General features: G+C 71.8%; 20 protein-coding genes and 3 pseudogenes. 9 read left to right on the top strand and 14 right to left on the bottom strand.

Going from position 1 to position 25,931, the window contains the following annotated elements:
- Positions 1 to 8: 8 nt before the first annotated feature.
- The gene (locus V8690_RS37435; RefSeq protein ID WP_338784482.1) at positions 9 to 488 is read right to left on the bottom strand and encodes a macro domain-containing protein; all 480 of its coding nucleotides are present in this window, start codon (positions 486 to 488) and stop codon (positions 9 to 11) included.
- 42 nt (positions 489 to 530) lie between these two features.
- Positions 531 to 1,997 (bottom strand): amino acid permease, encoded by a 1,467-nt coding sequence (locus V8690_RS37430; protein ID WP_338784481.1) that lies wholly within the window; start codon positions 1,995 to 1,997, stop codon positions 531 to 533.
- 269 nt (positions 1,998 to 2,266) lie between these two features.
- Here V8690_RS37430 and V8690_RS37425 point away from each other — a divergent pair, with 269 nt between their 5' ends.
- Positions 2,267 to 3,145 carry a MerR family transcriptional regulator gene (locus V8690_RS37425; protein ID WP_338784480.1) on the top strand — a complete coding sequence of 293 codons (879 nt, stop codon included), beginning with the start codon at positions 2,267 to 2,269 and terminating at the stop codon, positions 3,143 to 3,145.
- Here the strand turns inward: V8690_RS37425 and V8690_RS37420 are convergent.
- From V8690_RS37420 to V8690_RS37405, 4 genes are all read right to left on the bottom strand, one after another.
- Complete coding sequence (locus tag V8690_RS37420) at positions 3,137 to 5,317, bottom strand: 3-hydroxyacyl-CoA dehydrogenase NAD-binding domain-containing protein (RefSeq protein ID WP_338784478.1); 2,181 nt, start codon at positions 5,315 to 5,317, stop codon at positions 3,137 to 3,139. The genes V8690_RS37425 and V8690_RS37420 overlap by 9 nt on opposite strands.
- 33 nt (positions 5,318 to 5,350) lie before the next feature.
- Entirely contained in the window at positions 5,351 to 6,565 is a 1,215-nt protein-coding gene (locus tag V8690_RS37415; protein WP_338784477.1) for an acetyl-CoA C-acetyltransferase, read from the bottom strand.
- Positions 6,566 to 6,576: 11 nt separating this feature from the next.
- Positions 6,577 to 7,722: a CaiB/BaiF CoA-transferase family protein gene (locus V8690_RS37410; RefSeq protein ID WP_338784476.1), complete on the bottom strand. Its 1,146-nt coding sequence runs from the start codon at positions 7,720 to 7,722 to the stop codon at positions 6,577 to 6,579.
- Between the two features lie 110 nt (positions 7,723 to 7,832).
- Positions 7,833 to 8,213, bottom strand: a complete 381-nt coding sequence (locus V8690_RS37405; RefSeq protein WP_338784475.1) for an MmcQ/YjbR family DNA-binding protein — start codon at positions 8,211 to 8,213, stop codon at positions 7,833 to 7,835.
- A 91-nt stretch (positions 8,214 to 8,304) separates the two neighbouring features.
- Between V8690_RS37405 and V8690_RS37400 the strand changes: the two genes are divergently transcribed.
- Positions 8,305 to 9,480, top strand: a complete 1,176-nt coding sequence (locus tag V8690_RS37400) for a saccharopine dehydrogenase NADP-binding domain-containing protein (protein WP_338784474.1) — start codon at positions 8,305 to 8,307, stop codon at positions 9,478 to 9,480.
- Between the two features lie 24 nt (positions 9,481 to 9,504).
- Here V8690_RS37400 and V8690_RS37395 read toward each other — a convergent pair whose 3' ends face one another.
- Complete coding sequence (locus V8690_RS37395; protein ID WP_010042861.1) at positions 9,505 to 9,651, bottom strand: hypothetical protein; 147 nt, start codon at positions 9,649 to 9,651, stop codon at positions 9,505 to 9,507.
- A 179-nt stretch (positions 9,652 to 9,830) separates the two neighbouring features.
- On the opposite strand from V8690_RS37395, the gene V8690_RS37390 reads away from it, so the two are divergent.
- On the top strand, positions 9,831 to 10,025 hold the full coding sequence (locus V8690_RS37390; RefSeq protein ID WP_338784473.1) for a hypothetical protein: 195 nt from the start codon (positions 9,831 to 9,833) through the stop codon (positions 10,023 to 10,025).
- On the opposite strand, the gene V8690_RS37385 is transcribed toward V8690_RS37390, so the two are convergent.
- The 3 genes from V8690_RS37385 to V8690_RS37375 form a co-directional block, all read right to left on the bottom strand.
- A complete protein-coding gene (locus V8690_RS37385) occupies positions 10,013 to 10,705 on the bottom strand; it encodes an endonuclease V (RefSeq protein WP_338784472.1) in 693 nt (230 codons plus the stop codon). The two genes, V8690_RS37390 and V8690_RS37385, sit on opposite strands and share 13 nt — an antisense overlap.
- Before the next feature lie 83 nt (positions 10,706 to 10,788).
- Entirely contained in the window at positions 10,789 to 11,112 is a 324-nt protein-coding gene (locus tag V8690_RS37380; RefSeq protein WP_274821093.1) for a plasmid stabilization protein, read from the bottom strand.
- Positions 11,113 to 11,181: 69 nt separating this feature from the next.
- Positions 11,182 to 12,237, bottom strand: a complete 1,056-nt coding sequence (locus V8690_RS37375) for an oxidoreductase (RefSeq protein ID WP_338785595.1) — start codon at positions 12,235 to 12,237, stop codon at positions 11,182 to 11,184.
- A gap of 312 nt (positions 12,238 to 12,549) precedes the next feature.
- On the opposite strand from V8690_RS37375, the gene V8690_RS37370 reads away from it, so the two are divergent.
- Positions 12,550 to 12,966, top strand: coding sequence for an SsgA family sporulation/cell division regulator (locus V8690_RS37370; RefSeq protein WP_338784471.1), 417 nt, complete (start codon positions 12,550 to 12,552; stop codon positions 12,964 to 12,966).
- Between the two features lie 19 nt (positions 12,967 to 12,985).
- Here the strand turns inward: V8690_RS37370 and V8690_RS37365 are convergent.
- Positions 12,986 to 13,792, bottom strand: a pseudogene (locus V8690_RS37365) (isocitrate lyase/phosphoenolpyruvate mutase family protein); the annotation flags it as partial.
- 61 nt (positions 13,793 to 13,853) lie between these two features.
- On the bottom strand, positions 13,854 to 14,507 hold the full coding sequence (locus tag V8690_RS37360; protein ID WP_338784470.1) for a GPP34 family phosphoprotein: 654 nt from the start codon (positions 14,505 to 14,507) through the stop codon (positions 13,854 to 13,856).
- Between the two features lie 297 nt (positions 14,508 to 14,804).
- Between V8690_RS37360 and V8690_RS37355 the strand changes: the two genes are divergently transcribed.
- Positions 14,805 to 16,433, top strand: coding sequence for an ABC-F family ATP-binding cassette domain-containing protein (locus V8690_RS37355; RefSeq protein ID WP_338784469.1), 1,629 nt, complete (start codon positions 14,805 to 14,807; stop codon positions 16,431 to 16,433).
- A gap of 10 nt (positions 16,434 to 16,443) precedes the next feature.
- Positions 16,444 to 18,749, top strand: a pseudogene (locus tag V8690_RS37350) (excinuclease ABC subunit UvrA).
- Here the strand turns inward: V8690_RS37350 and V8690_RS37345 are convergent.
- Together V8690_RS37345 and V8690_RS37340 are read right to left on the bottom strand one after the other, a co-directional pair.
- A complete protein-coding gene (locus V8690_RS37345) occupies positions 18,733 to 19,929 on the bottom strand; it encodes an ABC transporter substrate-binding protein (RefSeq protein ID WP_338784468.1) in 1,197 nt (398 codons plus the stop codon). The pseudogene V8690_RS37350 and the gene V8690_RS37345 sit on opposite strands and share 17 nt — an antisense overlap.
- 34 nt (positions 19,930 to 19,963) lie before the next feature.
- Complete coding sequence (locus tag V8690_RS37340) at positions 19,964 to 20,341, bottom strand: hypothetical protein (RefSeq protein ID WP_338784467.1); 378 nt, start codon at positions 20,339 to 20,341, stop codon at positions 19,964 to 19,966.
- A 284-nt stretch (positions 20,342 to 20,625) separates the two neighbouring features.
- Between V8690_RS37340 and V8690_RS37335 the strand changes: the two genes are divergently transcribed.
- From V8690_RS37335 to V8690_RS37325, 3 genes and pseudogenes are all read left to right on the top strand, one after another.
- Positions 20,626 to 23,010 carry an Orn/Lys/Arg decarboxylase N-terminal domain-containing protein gene (locus tag V8690_RS37335; protein ID WP_338784466.1) on the top strand — a complete coding sequence of 795 codons (2,385 nt, stop codon included), beginning with the start codon at positions 20,626 to 20,628 and terminating at the stop codon, positions 23,008 to 23,010.
- Positions 23,011 to 23,878: 868 nt separating this feature from the next.
- Positions 23,879 to 24,655 carry a dimethylargininase gene (gene ddaH / locus V8690_RS37330; RefSeq protein ID WP_338784465.1) on the top strand — a complete coding sequence of 259 codons (777 nt, stop codon included), beginning with the start codon at positions 23,879 to 23,881 and terminating at the stop codon, positions 24,653 to 24,655.
- Between the two features lie 191 nt (positions 24,656 to 24,846).
- Positions 24,847 to 25,809 (top strand): annotated as a pseudogene (locus V8690_RS37325) (acyl-ACP desaturase); the annotation flags it as partial.
- Positions 25,810 to 25,931 lie beyond the last annotated feature (122 nt).

Below are 25,931 nucleotides of genomic sequence, written 5' to 3'. Positions count from 1 at the left end.
GGGGCCGGTCAGTCCCCTTGGTCGTACACCGTCGCCTGTATCCCCCGCCGTATCAGCCGCTCCTCGATCAGCGGTTCGACCCGGGACCACTTGCCGCCGGCGAGACCGCAGCCGATGCGGGGCATGTGGACGGTCGCGCCCAGGTCGCCGGCCCGCTCGGCCAGGGTCTCCAGCGCCGTGTCGATCGCCTCGTAGCGGACGGGGGCGCCCTTGCTGCCGGTCCTGGTGCCGCACTGGCCGATCATGTTGGCCACCCACGCGTACGGCTCGACCCTTACGAGCTGCACCGCGCCCAGCCCGAAGTCGTTCGCCGCGCGGTCTCGGTGCCACGCCCGGCACGCCGCCTCCGGCTCGGGCCAGCGGCGCGATATCGCCAGGACGAAGCCCTTGCCCCAGCCCCCGAGGTCGTTGCAGACATGGGCGATGACCTTGACGCCCTTCACGGATGGAACGGTGGCGTCACCCCGGACATACCTGATCCCCGACATGACGCCACCGCAGGCCCTGCCACTGACAGTGGCCCCGGCCCGCTACTTCGTGAGCTGCGACAGCTCCTGGTCGGCCGTCTGCGACACCCGGCGGCGGATGCCGAACCAGCCCGCGACCAGCATGGCCGCGATCACCGGGATGAGCAGCAGCGTCTTGCGGCCGACCTCCGGGTCGTTCCACATCATGCCGAGGCAGGCCAGCAGGAAGGCGATCGTGGTGATCTCCGTGACCGGGCTGCCGGGGAGGCGGAAGGAGGGCCGGTTGACCAGGCCCTCCTTGGCGCGGCGGACGAAGACCAGGTGGCAGATCATGATGATCACCCAGGTGCTGATGATGCCGAGGGAGGCGACGTTCAGCACGATCTCGAAGGCCTGGGCCGGCACGAGGAAGTTCAGGCCGACGCCGAGCACGCACACCGCGCAGGTCAGCAGGATGCCGCCGTAGGGGACCTGGCTGCGGTTCATGCGGGCGGTGAACTTCGGTGCGGAGCCGGCCATCGCCATCGACCGCAGGATGCGGCCCGTGGAGTACAGGCCCGAGTTCAGCGAGGACATCGCGGCGGTCAGCACGACCAGGTTCATCACGTCGCCCGCCGCCGGGACGCCGATCTTCGACAGCACCGTGACGAAGGGGCTCTGGTCGGCCGAGTAGACCGAGCCGGGCAGGAGCAGGGCCAGCAGGACGACCGAGCCGACGTAGAAGAGGCCGACCCGCCACATGATCGAGTTCACCGCGCGCGGGACGACCTTCTCCGGCTCGGCGGTCTCGCCCGCGGCGACACCGACCAGCTCCAGCGCGGCGTACGCGAAGATCACGCCCTGCATGACGAGGACGACGGGCATCATGCCGTGCGGGAAGACGCCGCCGTTGTCGGTGATGACACTCAGGCCGGGCGTCTGGCCGCCGACCTCGTGCTGGGTGGCGAGCAGGAAGATGCCGATGAACATGAAGCCGACGAGCGTCGCGACCTTGATGATCGCGAACCAGAACTCCATCTCGCCGAAGATCTTCACCGAGATCAGGTTCACGGCCAGCACCACCGCGAGGGCGATCAGCGCGAGCACCCACTGCGGGATGTCGGTGAACATGCTCCAGTAGTGCGTGTAGAGCGCGATCGCGGTGATGTCGGCGATGCCGGTGGTCGACCAGTTCAGGAAGTACATCCAGCCGGCGACGTAGGCGCCCTTCTCGCCGAGGAACTCGCGCGCGTACGACACGAAGGAGCCCGAGGAGGGGCGGTAGAGGACGAGCTCGCCGAGGGCCCTGACCACGAAGAAGGCGAAGATGCCGCAGACCAGGTAGGCGATCGCCAGCGCCGGGCCCGCGTTGTGGAGGCGGCCGCCGGCGCCGAGGAAGAGGCCGGTGCCGATGGCCCCGCCGATGGCGATCATGTTGACGTGGCGGGCCTTGAGGTCCTTGCTGTAGCCGGCGTCACCCGCGTCCGCGGGCACCTGGGCCGCATCGGTACGCGGCGTGGCCGCAGCCGTGTTCACGGCGTCCTTGCTCACGGGTGGTTCCACTCTCTGGATCGCCCCGGACGTCGTGGGCCCGGGGTCCGTACAGTGCAGTGGCCCGTACCACCCTTGTGACGCGGCACAGACCAAGCCAGCACCTTCCCATACCGGTCCTCTTGCATACGGTGACCGACGTCACAGAGCGTCACTTCTTACAAGATCCACCAGCGGTAGGCACAGTCGCCATCCGAGGTTCACCGCATGGTCATGAGGAGATGTGGACGAGGTTTCACAGCACTGGTGAGACAGCGATACTGCTGCACATGACGACCGACACCGAGGAACCGACCCTCACGATCGACGAACTGGCGGCCCGGGCCGGTGTCACGGTGCGCACGGTCCGTTTCTACGGCACGAAGGGGCTCCTGCCGCCGCCGGTGCTCGGCCCCCGGCGCGTGGGGCACTACGGCCGGGAGCATCTGGCCCGGCTGGCGCTGATCGAGGAGTTGCAGCACCAGGGCATGACACTGGCGGGCATAGAGCGCTATCTGCGCCGGTTGCCGCCGGACCTGAGCGCCCGCGACCTCGCCGTGCACCGGGCGGTGGTGGCCTCCTGGGCGCCGGACACCGTCGAGACGGTCACGCGGGAGGAGCTGGAGCGGCGGGCCGGACGGCCACTCGGCGACGAGGACGTCGAGCGGCTGATCGCGATGGGCGTGCTCCGGCCGGCGGACGGCGACCACGAAGCCGATCCCGGTCTGCTCCGGCCCGCGGACGGCGACCACGAAGCCGATCCCGGTCTGCTCCGGCCCGCGGACGGCGACCACGAAGCCGATCCCGGTCTGCTCCGGCCCGCGGACGGCGACCACGAAGCCGATCCCGGTCTGCTCCGGCCCGCGGACGGCGGGTACGAAGCCGATCTCGGTCTGCTTCGGCTGGGTGTCGGACTGCTCGACGTGCCGCTCTCCCCGGAGGCGATCTTCGCGGCGCGCAAGGTTCTCATCGAACACGCGCGCGCCGCGGCCCGTGAACTCTCCCAGCTCTTCCGCGGCGAGGTGGCGGAGCGTGACGCCCGGGACGTGCGGTCCCTGTCGGCGCACATGCACCCCTTGGTGGTGCAGTCGCTCCTCACCGCCTTTCAGCGGTCGCTGAAGGAAGAGCTGGGCGAGTGGCTCACCGAGCCATCGCAAGGATCAGGCTGAGTCGCCGAACCGCTCCCCCTTCTCCGCCTTCTCCACCAGCAGTGCGGGCGGCGTGAACCGGTCGCCGTAGCGCTCGGCGAGTTCACGCGCGCGTGCCACGAAGCCGGGCAGGCCACCCTCGTAGCCGTTGATGTACTGGAGCACGCCACCCGTCCAGCCCGGGAAGCCGATGCCGAAGACGGAGCCGATGTTGGCGTCGGCCACGGAGGTCAGCACGCCCTCCTCCAGCAGCCGGACGGTGTCCAGAGCCTCGGAGAAGAGCATGCGCTCCTGCATGTCCTTGAACGGGATCCGGTACCCGGGCTTCGTGAAGTGCTCGCGCAGGCCCGGCCAGAGTCCGGCGCGCTTGCCGTCCTCGCCGTAGTCGTAGAAGCCGGCGCCGCCGCTGCGGCCCGTGCGGCCGAACTCGTCGACCATGCGGTCGACGACGGCCTCGGCGGGGTGGGGCGTCCAGGTGCCGCCCGCCTCCTCCACGGCTCGCTTCGTCTCGGCCCGGATCTTTCGGGGCAGGGTCAGCGTCAGCTCGTCCATCAGGGACAGCACCTTCGCCGGGTAGCCCGCCTGGGCGGCGGCCTGTTCGACCGACGCGGGCTCGATGCCCTCTCCGACCATGGCGACGCCCTCGTTGATGAAGTGCCCGATGACGCGGGAGGTGAAGAAGCCGCGCGAGTCGTTGACGACGATCGGCGTCTTGTTGATCTGCCGGACCAGGTCGAAGGCGCGGGCCAGGGCCTCCTGCCCCGTGCGCTCACCCTTGATGATCTCGACGAGCGGCATCTTGTCGACCGGCGAGAAGAAGTGCAGTCCGATGAAGTCGGCCTGGCGCTCCACGCCTTCTGCGAGCGCGGTGATGGGCAGGGTGGAGGTGTTGGAGCACAGCAGCGCGTCGGGCGCCACGACGTGCTGGACCTCCTGGAACACCTTGTGCTTGAGGGACGTGTCCTCGAAGACGGCCTCGATGACGGCGTCGCAGCCCGCCAGGTCCCGCACCTCGGCGGTGGGGGTGATGCGAGCGAGCAGCGCGTCGGATTTCTCCTGCGTCGTGCGGCCCTTGGCGACGGCCTTGGCGCACAGCTTCTCGGAGTAGCCCTTGCCCTTGACGGCCGCCTCCAGGGAGACGTCCTTCAGGACGACGTCGATGCCGGCGCGGGCACAGGAGTAGGCGATGCCGGCGCCCATCATCCCGGCGCCGAGGACGGCGGCCTTGCGGACCTGGCGGGGCTCGATGCCCTGGGGGCGGCTGACGCCGGAGTTGACGGCCTGGAGGTCGAAGAAGAAGGTCTGGATCATGTTCTTCGAGGTCTGGCCCGCGGCCAGTTCCACGAAGTAGCGGGCCTCGATGACCTGGGCGGTCTCGAAGTCGACCTGGGAGCCCTCGACGGCGGCCGCGAGGATGTTGCGCGGGGCCGGGTAGGGAGCGCCGTTCGTCTGCTTGCGCAGGGTGGCCGGGAAGGCGGGCAGGTTCGCCGCGAACTTGGGGTTGGCCGGGGTGCCGCCCGGGATCTTGTACCCCGGCTTGTCCCAGGGCTGCTGCGACTCGGGGTGGGCGTCGATGAAGGCGCGGGCCTTTTCGAGGAGTTCCTCCTGGGTTTCGGCCACGTCGTCGACGAGGCCGTTCTCCAGGGCGCGGCGCGGGCTGTACTGGGTGCCCTGGAGGAGGACCTTCAGCAGGGCGTCGGCGATGCCGAGCAGGCGGACGGTGCGGACGACTCCGCCGCCTCCGGGCAGCAGGCCGAGGGTGACCTCGGGGCAGCCGATCTTGGAGCCGGGCGCATCGAGGGCGACGCGGTGGTGGCAGGCCAGGGCGATCTCGTAACCGCCGCCCAGAGCGGCGCCGTTGAGGGCGGCGACGACCGGCTTGCCGAGGGTCTCGATGCGGCGCAGGTTCCGCTTGATCGCCATGCCGCCGTCGAACAGCTCCTGGGCCGTCTCGGGCGTGACCCGGATCAGGTCGCGCAGGTCGCCGCCGGCGAAGAAGGTCTTCTTCGCGGAGGTGATGATGATGCCCCGGATGGTGTCCTTCTCGGCCTCCAGGCGGTCGGTGACGACGGCGAGGGAGTCGCGGAACGCCTGGTTCATGGTGTTCGCGGACTGGTCCGGGTCGTCGAGAACGAGGGTGACGAGGCCGGTGCGGTCCTGTTCCCAGCGGATGGTGGTGGACTCAGTGCTCATGTGGAGTGCTCCGTGTGATCCGTCGGGAGGTGGTCAGATGCGCTCGACGATGGTCGCGACGCCCATGCCGCCGCCGACGCACAGCGTGGCGAGGCCGTAGCGCTTGTCCTGGCGCTCCAGTTCGTCGACGAGCGTGCCGAGGATCATGGCGCCGGTCGCGCCGAGGGGGTGGCCGAGCGCGATCGCGCCGCCGTTGACGTTGACCTTGTTCAGGGACAGGTCCATGTCCTTCACGAAGCGGAGCACGACCGCCGCGAACGCTTCGTTGATCTCGACGAGGTCGATGTCGTCGATGGTGAGTCCGGCCTTGGCGAGGGCCTTGCGGGTGGCGGGTGCGGGGCCGGTGAGCATGATGGTGGGCTCGGAGCCGGACACGGCGGCGGAGACGATCCGCGCGCGGGGCGTGAGGCCGTAGCGCTCACCGACCTCCTTGGAGCCGATCGCGACGAGCGAGGCGCCGTCGACGATGCCGGAGGAGTTGCCCGCGTGGTGGACGTGGTCGATCTCCTCCACCCAGTGGTACTGCTGGAGCGCGACCGCGTCGAAGCCGCCGAGTTCCCCGATGTCCGCGAAGGACGGCTTCAGCTTGGCGAGGGAGTCGGCGGTGGTGCCGGGGCGCATGTGCTCGTCGTGGTCGAGGACGACGAGGCCGCTGCGGTCCTTGACCGGGACGACGGACTTGTCGAAGCGCCCCTCCTTCCAGGCCGTGGCCGCCCGCTCCTGGGAGAGGGCCGCGTACTCGTCGACGTCCCGCCGCGAGAAGCCCTCGATGGTGGCGATGAGGTCGGCGCCGATGCCCTGCGGCACGAAGTTGACCTGGAGGTTGGTCATCGGGTCGTTGAACCAGGCACCGCCGTCGGAGGCCATCGGCACCCGCGACATCGACTCGACGCCGCCCGCGAGGACGAGGTCCTCCCAGCCGGAACGGACCTTGGCGGCGGCCAGGTTGACGGCCTCCAGGCCCGAGGCACAGAAGCGGTTCTCCTGCACGCCGGCCACCGTGTCGGGCAGCCCCGCGGCGATGGCGGCGATCCTGGCGATGTCGGAGCCCTGGTCACCGACCGGCCCGACGACGCCGAGCACGATGTCGTCGACGGCGGCAGGGTCCAGGTCCGGGAAGCGGGCGCGGATCTCGTGGATGAGTCCGACGACCAGGTCGATGGGCTTGGTGCCGTGCAGGGCGCCGCCTGCCTTGCCGCGCCCGCGCGGAGTGCGGATCGCGTCGTACACATACGCTTCGGTGCTCACGAGGAGGCCTTTCACTGAGGGGGGCGGGACGACGGTAGGAGCCCGGGGAGGTCCCAGTCCCGGGCGACGTCCGCCGTGTCGGCGCCCGGCCGGGCCGGGCCGGTGCGGACGGAGGTCGGGGTCGCGGAGAAGCGGGGGGCCGGGGCCGGCTGAGTGATGCCGCCGTGGTCGGTGAAGGTGCCGCGGGCGGACAGGTGCGGATGGTGCGGGGCCTCGCGCAGCGACAGCACGGGCGCCACGCACGCGTCGGAGCCGTCGAAGAGGGCCGTCCACTCGTCCCTGGTCCGGGTCTTGAAGCGGGCGGCGATCTGTTCGCGCAGTTCGCCCCACCGGGTGACGTCCTTGCGGGCGGCGGCCTGGTCCTCGACGCCGAGGAGGGCGAGGAACTCCTCGTAGAACCGCGGCTCCAGGGCGCCGACGGCCATGTGCCGGCCGTCGGCCGTCTCGTACGTCCCGTAGTAGGGGCAGCCGCCGTCCAGGAGGTTGGCGCCGCGGCGGTCCTGCCAGCCGCCGGCGGCGAGCATGCCGTGGATCATCGTGGCGAGGTGACAGACGCCGTCGACGATGGCGGCGTCGACGACCTGGCCGGTGCCGGTCGCGCGCGCGTGGTGCAGGGCGGCGAGGACGCCGACGACGAGGTAGAGGGAGCCGCCCGCGTAGTCGCCGAGCAGGTTGGCCGGGACCGACGGCGGCTCGTCCGGCCGGCCGATCATGCCGAGGGTGCCGGTGGGGGCGATGTACGCGATGTCGTGTCCGGCGCGGTCGGCGAGCGGGCCGTCCTGGCCCCAGCCGGTCATCCGGCCGTAGACGAGGGCCGGGTTGCGGGCGTGGCACGGCTCGGGTCCCACGCCGAGGCGCTCGGCGACGCCGGGCCGGTAGCCCTCGACCAGGATGTCGGCGCGGGCGGCGAGGTCGAGCACGCGGGCGGGGCCGTCCGGGGACTTCAGGTCGACGACCACCGAGCGCTTGTTGCGGTTGGTGACGTCGTACGCCGGGTCGATCGCGAGGCCTGGGCCGCCCGGGCGGTCCACGCGCACGACGTCGGCGCCGAGGTCGGCCAGGAGCATGGCGGCGAACGGGCCGGGCCCGATGCCGGCCAGCTCGACGACGCGCACGCCGGTGAGCGGCCCCTGTCCTGGCGTCCTTGCCGTGGTCATCCAGCCCCCAGTGCTGTGACACAACTGATGTAACACCGGTGATGCTAAGAACGCGTTCCACTCGGCACAAGACCTGAACGAGCAAGCGCTTAGCAATCTGCCGGACGAGGTCAGCTTCCGTCCAGCTCCCCTATCAGCCGCTTCGGCGCGATCACCCGGTAGCTCTCCTCCACCCAGTCGCAGAGCACCTCCGCGGCCGGGGCGCCCTGCCGCTCCAGGGGGATGCTCACCCAGCCCGCCCTGCCCAGGCCGTATCCGGCGGGCTCGGCGCCGGGGCAGGCCAGTGCGTGCGCGTGGGCCGTCGCGTCCCTGAGCTTCACCGTCACACCCAGGGGGTAACTGCCGTCCTCGACGCCGAGGAAGACGAACACCTTCTTGTTGACCTTCGCGACGGACTCGCCCCAGGGGAACTCCTCGACGGCACCCGGCAGCCCCAGCGCGAACGCGCGCACTCTTTCCCACTTCTTCAGGGCATTCCTGGGCACGGCCATCGTGGTCCTCCGGGCTCGTCGTCGGGCTCCGCACTCCTCACGCTAGCCTCGGCCACCGACAGCGGCACGGGCTGCACGACCGAGAGGTGTCATGAGCAGGCAAAGCAGGACGGACCGTCCGTACGACATCGTGCTCTTCGGAGCCACGAGTTTCGCCGGGGCGCTCACCGCGGAGTACCTCGCGGCCCACGCGCCCGAGGGGCTGCGCTGGGCGATCGCGGGCCGCGACGCGGAGAAGCTGGAGCGGCTGCGGGAGCGGCTCGGCGGCGCGGAGGTCGGGGTGCTGCGGGCGGACGTCTCCGATCCGGCCTCGGTGCGCGCCCTCGCCGAGCAGGCGCGTGTGGTGGCCACGACGGTCGGCCCGTACGTGACGTACGGCGAGGAACTCGTCGCCGCCTGCGCGGACACCGGGACCGACTACCTCGACCTCTGCGGCGAGCCCGAGTTCGTGGACCTGATGTACGTCCGGCACGACGCACGCGCACGTGAGACGGGGGCACGGCTGGTGCACGCCGCCGGGTTCGACTCGATCCCGCACGACCTGGGCGTGTACTTCACCGTGCGGCAGCTGCCCGAGGACGTGCCGCTGACCGTGGAGGGCTTCGTCACCGCCGACGCGGCGTTCTCGGGCGGGACCTTCGCCTCCGCCCTCAACCAGTTCGCGCGGCAGCGGGAGATGGCGGCGGCCGCGCGGGACCGGCGGCGGCACGAACCGCGGCTGGTGGGCCGGCGGGCGTCGGCGCCGACGGGTGCGCCGCGGTTCGCCAAGGAGGTCGGCGCGTGGGCGCTGCCGATGCCGACCATCGACCCGCAGATCGTGCGGCGGTCTGCGTCGGCCCTCGACCGGTACGGCCCCGACTTCCGCTACCGGCAGTACGCGGCCGTCCGGCACCTGCCCGTCGCGGTGGGCGGTGTCGCGGCCGTCGGCGCCCTGGTGGCGGCGGCCCAGGTGCCGCCGGCGCGGCGCTGGTTGTCCGGTCGGCTCAAGCCCGGGGACGGGCCGAGCCCCGAGAAGCGGGCGAAGAGCTGGTTCTCCCTGCGCTTCGTGGGCGAGGGCAGCAGCAGGCGGGTGTACACGGAGGTCTCGGGCGGCGATCCCGGCTACGACGAGACGGCGAAGATGCTCGCCGAGTCGGCGTTGTGCCTGGCCTTCGACGACCTTCCGGAGACGGCGGGTCAGGTCACCACGGCGGTGGCGATGGGCGACGCGCTGATCGACCGGCTGCGCGCGGCGGGCATCCGCTTCCGCGTCGCGTCGACCCGCTGAAGGGTCTGCTGCGGCGCGAAGGTCCTACAGCGGCCACTCGGCGATCGTGTAGATCATCCCGGCGATCCAGCCGAGGCCCGCCAGCACGGCGAGGATCAGCCCTATGGTGACGGCCCGCTCGACGGTCTGGGTCGGGCCGGCAACAGGCTTGGGGGCGCGGTGCGTTGTCATGCGCCCCAGCCTGCCGACCGGGTTGGGGGCGGGCATCCGTACAGGTACTCAGAGCCGGTACTCAGATCTGCCGGCCCGCCCTGGGCAGCCCCCGCCCCCCGGCTTGAGGCTTTCCGCCGACCGCTCCTGGCGACAGCTCGGAAAGTGCCAAGAAGGGGTTCAATGAAACCATTGAAGGCATGAAGTTCCTTCTCGAAGTCACCATGGACGACGCGGCGTTGACCGAGGACCCGGCGGGCGAGCTGGGCCGGATCCTCAGGTACTGGGGCGGCAATCTGCGCCACTACGCGCTCCGGCCCGGGGACGGGTCGGTCATCTACGACTCGGAGTACCGCGAGGTGGGCCGCTGGAGCGTGGCCGATCAGGCGGAATAGGTCTCCCGCAGCGCCTTCCGGCACAGCGCGTCCGCCCTGCGCGTGGTCTCCGGGAGGCGGTACTCGGGGGTCAGCGCGAGGGTGTGGGCGCAGGCGTTCGCCAGGGTCACGCGGTGGCCGACGGAGACGAAGACCGGCTTGACGCCGTCGCGCGTGCGCAGGGCGCGGCCGACCTCCTCGGAGCCGGCGAGCAGCGCGGAGGTGCTGCCGCGCGGGGTGTCCGGGTCGTCGTAGGCGAAGGTGAACGGGTTCTTGGCGACGCCGATCGTGGGCAGGCCTGTCAGGACGCCGAGGTGGCTCGCGAGGCCGAAGCGGCGGGGGTGGGCAAGGCCGTAGCCGTCGCAGACCACCAGGCCGGGCGGGCACGGCAGGGCGTCGAGGGCGGCGAGGACCGTGGGGACCTCGCGGAAGGCGAGCAGTCCGGGCACGTAGGGGAAGGAGACCCGGCCCACCGCGGTGGCCTCGGCGACGACGCCGAGACTCGACGCGTCCAGCACGACCGCGGCCGCCGCGACGACGTCCCGTTCGTCGTCGTACGCGACGTCGACCCCCGTCACATGACCCGTTCCGGGCGGCGGCCCCGGTTCGTCGAGGATCACGCGTTCGCGGAGTTCGTCCTGGACTGCGCGGGCCTGTTCCTCGGTGGCGGGCCAGTCCTCGGGGGTGCGTACGGTCGTCATGGTGCCTCTGAGCCTATGGGCTGCCGGGCCCGGGTCCGCGCGAAGGCCGGCGGGACCCGGGAGTCCCGACGGGCTCGTGCGGCTCACTTGCCCAGCGCGCGCTGGAGCTGGCTCTTGTTCATGTTGGAACGGCCTTCGACGCCGCGGCGCTTGGCCTCCTGGTACAGCTGGTCGTAGGTGGGGCCCTGGGAGCCCTGGCCGGACCGCTGGCCGCCGCGCTTGCCGGACGACATGTCCTTGGTGGAGGTGCGGCTGGCCGTCTTCGACTCGCCGGAGCGGGCGCGTTCCTTGTTCACCGTCCGCCCGGCGATCTCCTTGGCGCGGCCGGTGCTCTCGCCCCGGTCCTGCGCACTCTTCTTGATGTGCTCGTACTGGCGCTCCCGCTTGGAGCTCGAACCGCGTGGCATGACCGCTCACTTCCTTTCAACTCAGTGAACGAGTACCCACACTGCCAACAATCAGGGCGTACCGCGCGCTCAATGCTCCAGGCGGGCAACCCGCCCCTTTTCACCGGCGGCCCAGCACCCTTGGTCCGGGGGGCAGTCGACGGTGTCGTAGGAGCCGGTGTCGACCGTGCGCCAGGTGTGGCCGCCGTCCGTGGTGAGGTCGGTGCCGGTGGGACCGACGGCGAGGGCGGCGGTGCGGCGGTGCGGGAGCCAGGCGACGCCGGAGCGGTAGGCGGGCGGGGGTGCGGCGGCGGGGCGCCAGGTGCGGCCGCCGTCGCCGGTGCGCGCGGCGGCGTCGGGCGAGGGCCGGCCGGGGGTGAAGTCGCCGCCGACGGCGAGTCCGTGGGTGCGGTCGCGGAAGGCCAGCGCGAAGACGCCGCGGGCCGGGCCGCCCGCCGGGAGGAGTGTGTCGCCGGCCGTCCAGGTGCGTCCCCGGTCGGCGGAGTGAAGCACGCGCGCGCGTGCGGCCCCGCCGGTGGCGAGCCAGACGTCCTTCGGCCCGGAGGTGACCAGGCACTGGCCGCTCGCGGCGAATCCGGCCTCGCCCTCCTGCGCGGCCGGCATACCCTCGTCCGGCAGCACCTTCCAGGTGCGGCCGCCGTCACGGGTCGACAGGATGCGGAACTTCCCGTCCACCGGGTCGCTCATCGCGAGGCCGTGGCGGTGGTCGAAGAAGGCGAGGCAGTCGTAGAAGGCCTTCGGATCGGTGTTGCGGAAGGTCTCCGTCCAGGTCGCCCCGCCGTCGTCGGTGCGGTACACGCGGGACGCCTCGCCCTCGCCGATGGCCAGGACCACGGCCCGGCGCGCGTCGAACGCCTCGACATCCCGGAACTGCAACTCCGCCGCACCCGGGGGCGAGACGTTCCGCCAGGTCGTGCCGCCGTCGGTGGTGCGCATGACGGTGCCTCCGGTCCCGGCGAGCCAGGCGGTGTTCCGGCTGACGGCGGCCAGGCCGCGGAACCGTACCTCCGGGGTGCCGGTGTCCTTGAGCTCCCAGTGCGGCACCCGGCGCTCCGGCTCGTGCGCCTGCGCCGGTACGGCGGTCAGGGCCGCCAGTGCGACCAGTGCCGCCGCGCCCGCCGCCACTCCGGTCACCCTGCCCCGTGTTCGTCCCGTCGGTCCCGTCGGTCGCGTGGTCCCCAAGCGCCTCATGGCCGGCGAAGCTAGCCCACCGCCCGGGTGCCGTCCAGATGGCCTCGCCCGTGCCCCTGGGGCCGTTGGGCGCCACAACTGCGCTGCGGGGCACACGAGGAGAGCCATGTCACTCTGGTGCATGAACGCGGTGACAGAGGTCACTCGCACTTCGTGTGCACGGATTGGCTGATTCCGTCGTCTCTTCCAGTGCCCGGCCTCACCGCCCGGAAGTGTCCCGTCCAGCCGTCACAAGGGAGCAAGGCGTTGTCCATCGTCATCGAGCAGCCCGTGGAGGCCCGCCTCGTCGCCGCCGCGCCGCGTATGCCGAGCATTCCCGCGACGCTCCACTACGACCGACGTGATCCGTTCGCCGTCCGCATGACCTTCCCCGCCCCGGCCACGCTTGAGGGCGTCGAGGTCTGCTGGACCTTCTCCCGCGAGCTGCTCGCCGCGGGCCTCAGGAACGCCGAGGGCCACGGCGACGTGCGGGTGCGGCCGTACGGGTACGACCGCACGGTGCTGGAGTTCCACGCCCCCGAGGGCACCGCCGTCGTGCACGTCCGCTCCGGCGAGGTACGCCGGTTCCTGGAGGCCACGAGCGAGCTGGTGCCGATCGGCCTGGAGCACCTCCAGCTGGATCTGGACCACGGCCTGGCGGAGCTGATGCGGGACGCGTGCTGAACTGACGTCGCCTCTCCGACAGGGCGTTGACCTCGCCGTAGTCGAGTCCGTCCGCCGGTGACCGGTACGTCCCCGTGTCCAGCAGCTCCCGTGCCGCCCGGCGGACCAGAGCGTGGGCGGCCTGGGCGATTCCCGAACCCGTGCTGACCGGGGCGACGCCCAGGGCGGCCAGCTCGGCGACCGTCGGTGCGCCGGGCCCGGCCATGACGTTCAGCGGCCCGTCGACGCCGTCCACCAGCTCCTTGACGATCCCCGGGTCGACGGCCCCGGGGACGAAGATCCCGTCGGCACCGGCGGTGCGGAAGGCGGCGGCCCGCTCCAGGGGGAGGTCCATTCCCCCGGCGCCGCTCAGGATGGTGTCGGTGGGTTGACAACAGGGGCACGCCCGCCGCGTCGGACGCCTCGCGGACGGCGGCGATCCGCTCGGCCTGCTCGCCGACGTCCCGCAGCGGATCGCCCGCTCCCGCGCCGTACAGCGCGTCCTCGATGTTCACCCCCACCGCTCCCGCGGCGAGGACCGCGCGGACGGCACCGGCGACGCCCTCGGTGCCCTCGGCGTAGCCGCTCTCGATGTCCGCCGTGACCGGGACGGACACGGCCTCGGCGATCCGGGCGACGGCGGCGAGGGCCGTGGCGCGGTCCGCCCGCTCACCGTCCGGCGCGCCGAGCGCCCGGACGAGCCCGGCGCTGGTCGTCGCCACCGCGGCGGCACCCGCGTCCTCGACGCGACGCGCGCTCACCGCTTCCCAGGCGTTGGGCAGGACCAGCGGGGTCCCGGGGACGTGCAGGCGCGGAAGGCCAGAGCTCGGTCGGTCTGGTGCGTCATGCGGGCAACCCAGCCAGCGGCGGCCCGGGGCCGGCTGGCAGGAATCCGACGTGGACGTGGATCAGGGCGGGGCGGTCGCCGTCACCGTCGCGGCCAGCGCCGTACGGATCTCGCGGACGACCTCCCTGAGCCCGGGCGCCGACGCCGCGGCACGCTCCGCCAGTTCCCGCAGGCGCTGCTCGTGGGCGCGGACGTCTTCCCGGGGGAGCAGTTCCGCCGAGGCGGCCAGGGCCACGACCGCCGCGTCCCGCTCGGAGACCTCGGCGACCGGCAGCGGCCCCCGGAGGACCTGACGGGTGTCCGCCCGCAGCGCCTCCACGGCGGTGAAGCGCTCCAGCGCGTACTCCACGGACGGGAACACCCCGAGGACCCGCTTCTTCTCCGCCCGCAGATACCCCTCGGCCACCAGCTGCTCCCGTACCGCGTCCAGGGTCACCCGAGACCTCAGCGTCACCCAGGTCCGCCAGGGGTGCGGGCACGATTCACGGACGAGTTCCAGCAGCCCGTCGAGGACCGCGTCACCGGTGCCGGAGTCCAGGTCGACCGGCGTGGCGATGCCGTCGTCGTCGACGAGCAGGCCGCGCCGGGCCAGCTCGGTGAGGGCACCGGCCCGTACCGGGCCGGACAGACGGGCGGTGCCGGTGCCCGCCGGCCGCGCGGTGCCCCACGCCAGCAGGCAGAGCCGGGCAGGCAGCGAGAGCGGGCCGTTGGGCACGAGGCCTCCTCTGGGAGGGAAGATCGGGGCTCACGCTAATTCGTTGACAGGCCCGACGCCCCCTCGTACGTTGTACAGCGTCCTGTTGCCGCCGATTGGAGAAGGACGTTGCTCGTCTGAGGTCCTGAGACACCGCGTCACCCACATCAGGTGGTGTGCGCTGCGTGCGACCTCGGCGTTCGAGCCGTCCTCCGGTACAGGGCGTTATCTCTGCCCCCGGAGCCCTCCTCCCTGGTCGCAGGTGTCTCGACACGCGTTTGCCCCTGACCGCATCAAGCAACCGCGAAAGAGGCCCGCATGCCTACTTCTTCCATCACCGTCACCTCCCTCGCCTTCACCTGGCCCGACGGCACCCCCGTCTTCGGGGACCTCGACGTCGCCTTCGGCCCGGGCCGGACCGGCCTGGTCGGCGTCAACGGGTCGGGAAAATCGACCCTGCTGAAGCTGATCGCCGGTCAACTCGCCCCGGCCGACGGCACCGTCCGCGTGGCCGGCGAGGTCGGGTACCTCCCGCAGAACGTCACGCTCGACACCACCCTGAGCGTCGACGAGGCGCTCGGGATCGCCGACCGGCGGGCCGCGCTGCACGCCATCGAGGCGGGTGACGTGTCCGAGGCCCACTTCGAGACCGTCGGCGACGACTGGGACGTGGAGGAGCGCGCCCTGGCCACCCTCGGCGAACTCGGTCTCGGGCACGTCGAGTTGGACCGCACGATCGGCGAGGTGTCGGGCGGCGAGTCGGTGCTGCTGCGACTGGCCGCACTACTGCTGAGCCGGCCCGACGTGCTGCTGCTGGACGAGCCGACCAACAACCTCGACCTGTACGCGCGCAGGCGGCTATACGCGGCCGTCGAGTCCTGGTCGGGCGTGATGGTCGTCGTCAGCCACGACCGGGAACTGCTGGACCTCGTCGACCAGATCGCGGACCTGCGCTCCGGCGGGATCACCTGGTACGGCGGCAACCACTCCGCCTACGAGGAGGCTCTCGCGATCGAACAGGAGGCGGCCGAGCGCATGGTGCGCGTCGCCGAGGCCGACTTCCGCAAGCAGAAGCGCGAACTGACCGACGCACAGGTCAAGCTGGCCCGTCGCAAGCGCTACGGGCAGAAGATGTGGGACCAGAAGCGCGAGCCGAAGATCGTCATGGGGGCGCGCAAGCGCGCGGCACAGGAGTCCGCGGGCAAGCACCGGATCATGCACGAGGAGAAGCTCGCCGAGGCCAAGGAGCGGCTGGACGAGGCGGTGGACGCCGTACGGGACGACGACGAGATCCGCGTCGACCTGCCGTACACGGCCGTGCCGCCGGGGCGAACCGTCCTGGCCCTCCAGGATCTCGGGCTCCGGTACGGCACCCGGGTGACGGGCGGCTTGGATCTGCGCGGTCCCGAGCGGGTCGCGTTGATCGGGCGCAACGGCGCGGGCAAGACCACGCTGCTGCGCACGATCACCGGTGAGCTCGAACCGGAGTCGGGCGAGGTTCAGGTGCACGTCCCCCTGCGGTTCCTGCCGCAGCGGCTCGACGTCCTCGACGGGGAGCTGACCGTCGCCGAGAACGTGGCCCGGTTCGCGCCGGGCGCCACCAACAACCGGGTCCGGGCACGCCTGGCCCGCTTCCTGTTCCGGGGTGCCCGGGCCGACCAGAAGGCGGCGACCCTGTCGGGCGGCGAACGCTTCCGGGCGGCGCTGGCCGCGCTGATGCTGGCCGAGCCCGCGCCGCAGCTGCTCATGCTGGACGAGCCGACCAACAACCTCGACATGGCGAGCGTGCGGCAGCTGACCACGGCCCTGGAGTCCTACGAGGGGGCGTTGATCGTGGCCAGTCACGACCTGCCGTTCCTGGAATCGATCGGCATCACGCGCTGGCTGCTGCTGGAGGACGGAAAACTCAAGGAAATCACGCCAGAGGCTGTCGGGTTTCCCGCCTAGCGTCGGCGGCATGACCGACTTCACGCACGATGTCACCACGCACGACGTCATCACCCTGACCGGAGCTCGCGAGAACAACCTCAAGGACGTCACCCTCCGCATCCCGAAAGGCCGGCTGACCGTGTTCACCGGCGTTTCGGGGTCGGGGAAGTCGTCCGTCGTCTTCGACACGATCGCGGTGGAGTCGCAGCGCCAGCTGAACGAGACGTACCCGTGGTTCGTGCGCAACCGGCTGCCCAAGTTCGAGCGGCCGCACGCGGACGGCATGGAGGACCTCTCCCCCACGATCGTCGTCGACCAGCGTCCGGTCGGCGGCCATTCCCGGTCGACCGTCGGCACGATGACGGACATCTACTCGGTGATCCGTGTGCTGTTCTCCCGGCACGGCTCCCCGAGCGCCGGGCCGGCGACCGCGTACTCGTTCAACGACCCGTCGGGCATGTGCCCCGAGTGCGACGGCCTCGGCCGCACGGTAGGGCCCGACTGGGACCGCATCCTGGATCCGGACCGCTCCCTCGCGGACGGGGCGGTCCGCTTCCCGCCGTTCGCCGCGGGGACCTGGCAGGGCCAGGCCTATACGAACAGCGCCGACCTGGATTCGGACAAGCCGGTGGGGCGATTCACCGCCGCCGAGCGCGAGTTCCTGATGCGCGGACGGCCCGGCAGCAAGGTCACCGTCAACGGCAGCGGCGGCACCTGGACCACCGACTACGAGGGGCTGGCCGACCGTTTCGAGCGGCTGTACCTGAAGCGGGACCTGTCGGCCATGAGCCAGAAAACCCGCGACCTGGTGCGGGAGTTCCTGGTGGAGGGCGCCTGCCCGGCCTGCCGGGGTGCCCGGCTCAACGCTGCCGCGCTCGCCACCCGGATCGGCGGCCGGAACATCGCCGACTGCACACGGATGCAGATCACGGACCTGATCGCCGCACTGAAGGAGATCGACGACCCGGTGGCCGGGCCCGTCGCGGGGGCAGCCGTGGCCGCGCTGGAGCGCGTCGAAGCGATCGGCCTCGGCTACCTCAGCCTCGACCGGGAGACGGCGACCCTCAGCGGCGGGGAGGGGCAGCGGCTGAAGACGGTGCGGCACCTCGGCTCCAGCCTGAGCGGGATGACGTACATCTTCGACGAGCCGAGTGTCGGTCTGCACCCGCGCGACGTGGGCCGTCTCGGCGATCTGCTGCTGCGGCTGCGCGACAAGGGCAACACCGTGCTGGTCGTGGAGCACGATCCGGACGTCATCGCGCTGGCCGATCACGTCGTCGACATGGGGCCCGGGCCGGCGGCGGGGGTGGCCGCGTGGTGTTCGAGGGCACGCCGGGCGAACTGGCCGCGTCGGACACGCTCACCGGGCGCTGTCTGCGCCGCCGTACGGCGGTCAAGGAACAGGTACGGCAGGCCGACGGCGCGCTGTGGGTCAAGGGCGCCGACCGGCACAACCTGCGCGACGTGACGGTGCGGTTCCCCGCCGGTGTGCTCACGGCCGTGACCGGCGTGGCGGGATCGGGGAAGAGCACCCTGGTCGGGGAGTTCACCGCCGCGCACCCCGACGCCGTGGTCGTCGACCAGTCGTCGATCGGGATCTCGGGCCGGTCCACTCCGGCGACCTACCTGGGGATCATGGACACCGTACGGAAGGTCTTCGCCCGCGAGACGGGAGCCGAGGCGCGCTTCTTCAGCTTCAACTCCAGCGGCGCCTGCGGCACCTGCGAGGGCCGGGGCATCATCTACACCGACCTCGCCTTCATGGACCCGGTGACGACGACCTGCCACGACTGCGAGGGGCGGCGCTTCAAGGAGGAGGTGCTGCGGCTGACCGTGCGGGGCAGCTCCATCGCCGACGTCCTGGAGATGACGGCCGAGCAGGCGCTCGCCTTCTTCGACGACCCGGGCGTACGGCGCCGACTGCGCGCCCTGCGGGACGTAGGACTGACGTATCTGACGCTCGGCCAGCCCCTCTCCACGCTGTCCGGCGGGGAGCGGCAGCGCATCAAGCTGGCCACGCGGCTGCACCGGACGGGCGCCGTCTACGTGCTCGACGAGCCGACGACGGGGCTGCACATGGCGGACGTGGAGGGACTCGTCGCCCTGCTGGACAGACTGGTCGACGCGGGCAACACGGTCGTCGTCGTGGAGCACAACCTGGACGTGATCGCCCGGGCCGACTGGGTGATCGACCTCGGCCCGGACGGCGGCAGGGACGGCGGCGAGATCATCTTCGAGGGGACGCCGCGACAGCTCCTGGACGCGCCGGCATCATTCACCGGGGAGCACCTGCGGCGGGCGGTGGAGGCATCGGCCGTCACCGTGCCGGTGTGAGCTCCCCGGTGAGCGGGACGCCCGGGAGCGCCGAGTTGCTGACGACGGCGAGGCGCGGACCGCCCGGGCCGGGCTGCCACTGCCCGCCGACCAGCGGCAGCAGGGCGATGTTGGGAGTCGGTCCGCAGGTCCAGTCGAGGGTGCCGGCGATGGTGTCGAGGGTCGTGCCGGCGAGGGCCTGCGCGACGGACGCCCGGTCGGTGGGGTCGGCCGCGACGGTGAGGGCGTGGTGGGCAATCTCCACCAGGGCGTGGGCGAGGCCGAGGGGCTGGAGCCAGGCGGCGCCGGTGGCCTGCCGGTAGGCGTGGGCGAGTTCGGCGCAGGTAATGCCGTCCAGGCTGGAGCGGTAGGGATGGCCGGGGCTCCAGTAGACGAGGGTGGCCACGCGCGCGTCGGCGAGTTCGCCGTGGACGTCGGGGGCGGGGGTGGTGTGGGTGTGCGGGTAGGTCAGCCAGCGCGAGCAGGTGATCAGCCGCGGACGCAGCCCCGCCTCCCTGGCCTGGCGGTGGAAGAGGGCGAGGTCGGTGGCGGTGGCGGCGCTGGTGACGAGGTCGGCGCCGTGCCCGCGCAGCCGCCCGACCTGGGCGTGGAAGCCGCCGGCCGGTTCCCGGTAGGCGCCGAGGTCGACCAGGGTGTGCCCGCGCGGGGACGTCACCGGGGCGAAGCCGTACCGGTCGTGGCGCAGCAGCCGGCCTTGCACGTCGTCGTTCCACAGGCACCCGACGGGGCCTGAGTCGTCGACGTGATCCCACAGGTCGGCGAAGACGGCGGCGATGTCGTCCAGTCCCCACGCGAAGTGGTATGTCCACCGGAAGCGGTGGCCCGGCTCGGCACCACGTGCGTCGACGTACGCCTGCCACGGGAACGTGGTCGACACACAGGGGGCCCCGGCCTTCTCGCAGGCGTCGGTGACGGCGGGCAGGACCTGGGTCCCGGCCATGGTGAGCACGAGGTTGGCCCCCTCGGCGTCGGCCAGGTCCCGTACGGCCTGCCGGGCCGCGTCGGGGTCCGAGCGGCTGTCGCGCACGGCGACGGTCACGTCGTGGCGCCGGCCGCCGTTGCGGACGTGCGCGAGCAGGGGCGCGAGCCTGCGCAGTACATGGGACAACGGTGACCCGAGAGGGGCCAGTCGACCTGTCAATGGCGCTACCACGCCCACACATAAGGAATTCGACGACATCGAGGCCCCTCTCCTCACTGAATCGGTGCGGCCGTCAGTGGCCGGAGCGGTCCTTGGTCACGCAGGTGGTCTTGCTGAACACCGCAACCGTCTCGTTGCCGCAGTTGTTGCTGTGGCCGGAGGCGTTGCGGGCCATGAGGAGGTTGGACAGGGCACCGCCGCTCGGGCCCGCCTGGTCGCCGCCGCCCTTGCCGTCGTCCTCGGTCACACAGGTGCGCTCCTTGAACAGTGCCACCTTGCCGCTGCCGCAGAGGTTGGCGTGGCCTGAGGAGTTCCTGCCGGAGAGGTTGGACAGCACACCGCCCGCCCCCGCGTCGCCGTCCCCGGCCTGGGCCGTGGCCATGCCGGCGGGAACAGCCATCAGCATCCCCACGATCGAGGCCACTACCGCGATACGTCGCGTGCCGTACATCTCTGTCGGTTCCTTCCACTGGATCGGTCCCGGCCGGTTCGGCCGGGATCACTTCACCTAACGACGCCGCGGAAGATCGGCATGGGCCGCGATCAGGTGAATCATCTGCAAGACGGTTGATCAGGTACTCCGACGGGATGCCGGGTGTGCGGGCGTGACACGTCAAGGTGCGGTCCATGCCGTGACCCGATGGGGTGGTTTGGCGCTCCCGTCGACCGATCACACGCGCAGGCCCGCGAAGACTGTGGCGTGAGGGTGGCGCGGGGCCACCGGGAGGGGGCGACATGGCCGACAGCACGGTTCTGGTGGCGGTGGCGGAGGGGCCGGAGGGCGGGGGCGCGGCCGCCGGGCAGCTGGCGAGGATCGTCGAGGGGATCCGCGGGCGCGGCTTACAGGTCCGGTGGGTGGTGAACGTCGCCGACGCCGAGGCGGTGCTCAGGACCGAGGCCGGTCTCGCCGCCGCGGTGGTCGCCTGGGATCTTCCGCCCGGGCCGGGGGCCGGCGGTGAACCGGGCGGTGCGGCGGTGCTGCGGCGGATCGGGCGCCGCTTCCAGAACCTTCCGGTGTTCCTGGTCATGGCGGACGAGGGGCTGCGCGACCTGCCGTTGTGGGTGTCGCAGTCGGTGGTGGGCTACGTGTGGCCGCTGGAGGACACGCCGGCGTTCATCGCGGGGCGGATCACCACCGCCGCGCGCGGCTACCAGGACGCCCTGCTGCCGCCGTTCTTCAAGGCGCTGCGCCGCTTCGACGACGCGCACGAGTACTCGTGGCACACGCCCGCGCACTCGGGTGGCGTCGCCTTCCTGAAGTCGCCCGTGGGCCGGGCGTTCCACGACTACTTCGGGGAGCGGCTGCTGCGCAGCGACCTGTCGATCTCGGTCGAGGAGCTCGGCTCGCTGTTCGAGCACACCGGGCCGATCGGCGAGGCCGAGCGCAACGCCGCGCGGGTCTTCGGCTCCGACCACACGTACTTCGTGCTGCACGGCGACTCCACCTGCAACCGGGTGGTCGGCCACTTCAGCGTGACCCGCGACGAGATCGCCCTGGTGGACCGCAACTGCCACAAGTCGGTCCTGCACGGCCTGGTCGTCTCCGGCGCCCGGCCGGTGTACCTGGTCCCCACCCGCAACGGCTACGGCCTCGCGGGACCGCTGCCGCCGGCCGAGATCGCGGCGGATTCGGTGGCGGCGCGGATCGCCGCGAGTCCGTTGACGAGGGACGCCGTGTCATCGCGCGCGCAGTACGCGGTGTTCACCAACTCCACGTACGACGGGCTGTGTTACGACGCGGTGGCGGCGGCCCGGGCCTTCGCCGTCGGCACGCCCCGGGTGCACTTCGACGAGGCGTGGTTCGCCTACGCCCGCTTCCACCCGCTGTACGCCGGGCGCTACGGCATGTCGGTGGACGAGCAGAGCTTCCCCGGGCCCGACCGGCCGACGGTCTTCGCGACGCAGTCCACGCACAAGCTGCTGGCGGCGCTGTCGCAGAGCGCCATGGTGCACGTCAGGCCCGCGCCCAGGGCGCCGGTGGAGCACGAGCGGTTCAACGAGGCCCTGATGATGCACGGCACCACGTCGCCGCTGTACCCGATGATCGCCTCGCTGGACGTGGCCACGGCGATGATGGACGGTCCGCAGGGGCACTGGCTGGTCGACGAGGCGGTGACCGAGGCGGTTCGGTTCCGGCAGGAGGTGGTGCGCATCGGGCGGCGGATCGAGGCCGCCGGGGACCGGCCGCCGTGGTTCTTCGGGGTGTGGCAGCCGGGCGAGGTGACCGACCCGGAGAGCGGGGCGCGCCTGCCCTTCGACGAGGCACCGGCGGACCTGCTGCGGACCGAGCCGTCCTGCTGGCATCTGGAGCCCGGCGCGGACTGGCACGGCTTCCCGGGGCTGGCCGACGGCTACTGCATGCTCGACCCGATCAAGGTCACCCTGACCTGCCCGGGGATCAGCGCCACGGGTGAGGTGTCGGACTGGGGCATTCCCGCGCGGGTGCTCACCGCGTATCTGGGGACGCGGGGCATCGTCGTGGAGAAGACCGACAGCTACACCACGCTGGTGCTGTTCTCCATGGGCATCACCAAGGGCAAGTGGGGCACGCTGCTGGACGCCCTCATGGACTTCAAGGACCTCTACGACGGCGACGCACCTCTCGACCGGGTGCTGCCCGCGCTGGTCGCGGGGCACCCGCGGCGCTACTCCGGGCGGAGCCTGCGCGAGCTGTGCCAGGAGATGCACGACCATCTGCGCGAGCTCCGCCTGGTCGAGCTCCTCGACACCGCCTTCCGGCAGCTGCCGGAGCCTGTCGTCCCGCCCCAGCTGTGCTACCAGCGCCTGATCCGCGGCGGTACGGAACGGATCCGTCTGAGCGACGCGCCCGGCCGGGTCGCCGCCGCCATGGTCACCGTCACACCGCCCGGCATCCCCGTCCTCATGCCGGGCGAGAGCGTCGGCGCCGCGGACGGCCCGCTCCTGCGGTACCTGTCCGCGCTGGAGTCCTTCGACCGCCGCTTCCCCGGCTTCGGCAGCGAGACCCACGGAGTGGTCCGCGACCCCGACACCGGCGACTACCTGATCGAGTGCCTCCGCCCGGACACACCCGAGCGCGCCGATGCCGCAACGGCACCGGCACAGCGAAGCGCCCCGGAGGGCGCCGAGTCGGTGGGTTGAGCCCGCGGCGGCGACGACTTGACGCCCGGCCGAGTCCGATTCCCGGGTCCCGGCCGGGAATTGCCGGCCTGTGGCAGCCCTCCTTGGCCACGCCGACGCCACAGCGGCACCGGGTGCGGACCGACCGGGTAACAGGCCCGGGCCGGCGGCCGACCGCACCCGGAACGGGCACGTGCCCGGGCGCCCCGCTGAGGCGCCGTTCGGGAGCCGACCGGACCAGGTCCGGCCCGGGTCGGCGTCGGACAGGGCCGGATCGACGCTCGCTCGGATGCCCTGCTGAGGGCCGGGTCCAGAACCGCTCATTGCCAGGTGCCACCCGGGCCGACAGCGGACCGGACCGGGATCGACGCTCACCCCGATGGCCCGCTGGGGCCCCGGTCGGTAGCCGACCGGACCAGACGCGGCCCGAGCCGACGGCAGACCGGCCCAGAACCGGCACCCGCCCGCACGTCGGCTGAGGGTCGGGCCCGGAACCGCGCAGGCCAAGTCCCACCCGGGCCGACAGCGAACCGGCCCCGGACCGGCACCCGCCCGCACACCCGAAGGCACAGGGCCCAGAACTACCCAGGCCAGGTGCCACCCAGGCCGGCAGCAAACCGGCCCGCACCGGCACCCGCCCGCACATCCCCCTGAGGCGCCGGGACAGATGCAGGCCAGGCTGGAGGCCGGCCAGGTCGGGAGGCCGGTGTTCAGCCTGCTGCCTGACAGGGTGGCGGGCCGCCCCGGCCCTGCCCTCCGCTCCCCCGGGGGTGTCGTCGCCCGGGTTCGCCCTGCATGATGGGCGGCTGACGCCCGATGGGCTCCGGTCGACCCCGGAGGCTCCGTCGGTGCTGTCCAGACACGTCCCATCCGATACGGAGTCACGCTCGTGCCCAGCAAGAAGGCCCTCGTCCGCCGCCCCAGCCCGCGTCTTGCCGAAGGGCTGGTGACACACATCGAGCGGGAGAGGGTCGACGCCGACCTCGCGGTCGAGCAGTGGGAGGCGTACGTGAAGGCCCTGCGCACGCACGGCTGGGAGACCATCGATGTCGACCCGGCCGACGACTGCCCGGACTCGGTGTTCGTCGAGGACACGGTCGTGATGTACAAGAACGTGGCGCTGATCGCCCGCCCGGGCGCCGAGTCCCGGCGTGACGAGACCGCCGGGGTCGAGGAGGCCGTGGCCGGTCTGGGCTGCTCGGTGAACTGGATCTGGGAGCCGGGCACGCTGGAGGGCGGCGACGTACTGAAGACCGGCGACACCGTGTACGTGGGCCGCGGCGGACGCACCAACGCCGCCGGCGTCCAGCAACTGCGGGCCGCGTTCGAACCGCTGGGCGCGCGGGTCGTCGCCGTACCGGTGAGCAAGGTGCTGCACCTGAAGTCGGCGGTCACGGCGCTGCCGGACGGGACGGTCATCGGGCACATCCCGAAGATGGACGCGCCGTCGCTGTTCGCCCGCTTCCTGCCGGTGCCGGAGGAGGCCGGTGCGCACGTGGTGCTGCTCGGCGGTGACAAACTGCTGATGGCGGCCAGCGCGCCGAAGACGGCGGAGCTGTTCGCGGACCTGGGGTACGAACCGGTCGTCGTGGACATCAGCGAGTTCGAGAAACTCGAGGGATGTGTGACGTGCCTCTCGGTGCGGCTGCGGGAGCTGTACGCCTGACGGGGCGGGCACGCGCCCTCTCCGGCCCCTCGACCTGCGGGTCCGGTGGCGGTGGTGGGCGTACGGGCGACACCGCTGATCAGCGGCCTTTACAGCGCCCTTAACCTACGGCATCGTAACCTACGGATACGTAGCCTACGATGCCGTAGGTTACCGCTCACCGCTCGTACGCATGTCCCCCTGGAGAGTCCATGACGATCACCACTCCCCACCTCGGCAGCCCCGCCGGCGCCTGGACCGACGCTCAGCTGCTGTACGCACTGGAGGAAGTGGTCGAGCAGGAACTCAACCGGCATCTGCAGGTCGCCAAGGACTGGATGCCGCACGAGTACGTGCCGTGGAGCGACGCGCGCAACTTCCCCGGCCTCTTCGAGGACGGCGAGGCCTGGGACAAGGAGCAGTCGAAGGTCACCGAGATCGGCCGCATCGCGCTCGTCGTGAACCTGCTGACCGAGGACAACCTGCCCAGCTACCACCACGAGATCGCCTCGCTCTTCGGCCGCGACGGCGCCTGGGGCACGTGGGTGCACCGCTGGACGGCCGAGGAGGGCCGGCACGGCATCGTGATGCGGGACTACCTGCTCGCCTCGCGCGCCGTGGACCCGGACAAGCTCGAGCAGTTCCGCATGTCGCACATGAGCGAGGGCTTCGAGTCGGACAACCGGCACTCGATGCTGCACTCGATCGCCTATGTCGCCTTCCAGGAGCTGGCCACCCGTATCTCGCACCGCAACACCGGCCACCAGTCCGGCGACCCGGTCTGCGACCGCATGCTGGCCCGCATCGCGACCGACGAGAACCTCCACATGGTCTTCTACCGCAACCTCCTCAAGTCGGCGTTCGAGCTCGCACCCGACCTGACCATGCAGGCCGTGCGGGACGTGGTCGTGAACTTCCGGATGCCCGGCCACGGCATCCCCGGCTTCGAGCGCGCCGCCGCGCAGATGGCGATCGGCGAGGTCTACAACCTGCGCATCCACCACGACGACGTACTCCAGCCCGTGCTGCGCTTCCTGAAGGTCATGGAGATCGACGGGCTGGGCGCCGAGGGCCGCAAGGCACAGGAGGAACTCGGCCTGTACGTGGGCGGCCTGGACAGCGAGGCGACGAAGTTCGACGAGAAGCTGGCCGCGCGCAAGGCCCGCATGGCGGCCGGGCCGGCGCCTGACGGCCGACCCGGCACGTCCGGCCCCACGACTGCGAGGCCCCGACCGCACGAGCGGCCGGGGTCTCGGCGTTTCACACACCCGGCTCCCCGGCAGGCACGCGCACACGG

It is taken from the genome of Streptomyces sp. DG1A-41, from assembly GCF_037055355.1.
In the GTDB taxonomy this organism is placed as follows: Bacteria; Actinomycetota; Actinomycetes; order Streptomycetales; family Streptomycetaceae; genus Streptomyces.
This window is presented reverse-complemented; position numbering and strand designations above follow the sequence as displayed.

Excerpts from the sequence above, each read along its gene's own strand:
- V8690_RS37355 (WP_338784469.1), top strand. The coding sequence starts at position 14,805 with ATGCCTACTTCTTCCATCACCGTCACCTCCCTCGCCTTCACCTGGCCC.
- V8690_RS37425 (WP_338784480.1), top strand. The coding sequence starts at position 2,267 with ATGACGACCGACACCGAGGAACCGACCCTCACGATCGACGAACTGGCG.
- V8690_RS37420 (WP_338784478.1), bottom strand. The coding sequence starts at position 5,317 with ATGAGCACTGAGTCCACCACCATCCGCTGGGAACAGGACCGCACCGGC.
- V8690_RS37385 (WP_338784472.1), bottom strand. The coding sequence starts at position 10,705 with ATGACGACCGTACGCACCCCCGAGGACTGGCCCGCCACCGAGGAACAG.
- V8690_RS37400 (WP_338784474.1), top strand. The coding sequence starts at position 8,305 with ATGAGCAGGCAAAGCAGGACGGACCGTCCGTACGACATCGTGCTCTTC.
- V8690_RS37405 (WP_338784475.1), bottom strand. The coding sequence starts at position 8,213 with ATGGCCGTGCCCAGGAATGCCCTGAAGAAGTGGGAAAGAGTGCGCGCG.
- V8690_RS37435 (WP_338784482.1), bottom strand. The coding sequence starts at position 488 with ATGTCGGGGATCAGGTATGTCCGGGGTGACGCCACCGTTCCATCCGTG.
- V8690_RS37335 (WP_338784466.1), top strand. The coding sequence starts at position 20,626 with ATGGCCGACAGCACGGTTCTGGTGGCGGTGGCGGAGGGGCCGGAGGGC.
- V8690_RS37340 (WP_338784467.1), bottom strand. The coding sequence starts at position 20,341 with ATGTACGGCACGCGACGTATCGCGGTAGTGGCCTCGATCGTGGGGATG.
- V8690_RS37345 (WP_338784468.1), bottom strand. The coding sequence starts at position 19,929 with ATGTCGTCGAATTCCTTATGTGTGGGCGTGGTAGCGCCATTGACAGGT.
- V8690_RS37410 (WP_338784476.1), bottom strand. The coding sequence starts at position 7,722 with ATGACCACGGCAAGGACGCCAGGACAGGGGCCGCTCACCGGCGTGCGC.
- V8690_RS37390 (WP_338784473.1), top strand. The coding sequence starts at position 9,831 with ATGAAGTTCCTTCTCGAAGTCACCATGGACGACGCGGCGTTGACCGAG.
- V8690_RS37395 (WP_010042861.1), bottom strand. The coding sequence starts at position 9,651 with ATGACAACGCACCGCGCCCCCAAGCCTGTTGCCGGCCCGACCCAGACC.
- V8690_RS37380 (WP_274821093.1), bottom strand. The coding sequence starts at position 11,112 with ATGCCACGCGGTTCGAGCTCCAAGCGGGAGCGCCAGTACGAGCACATC.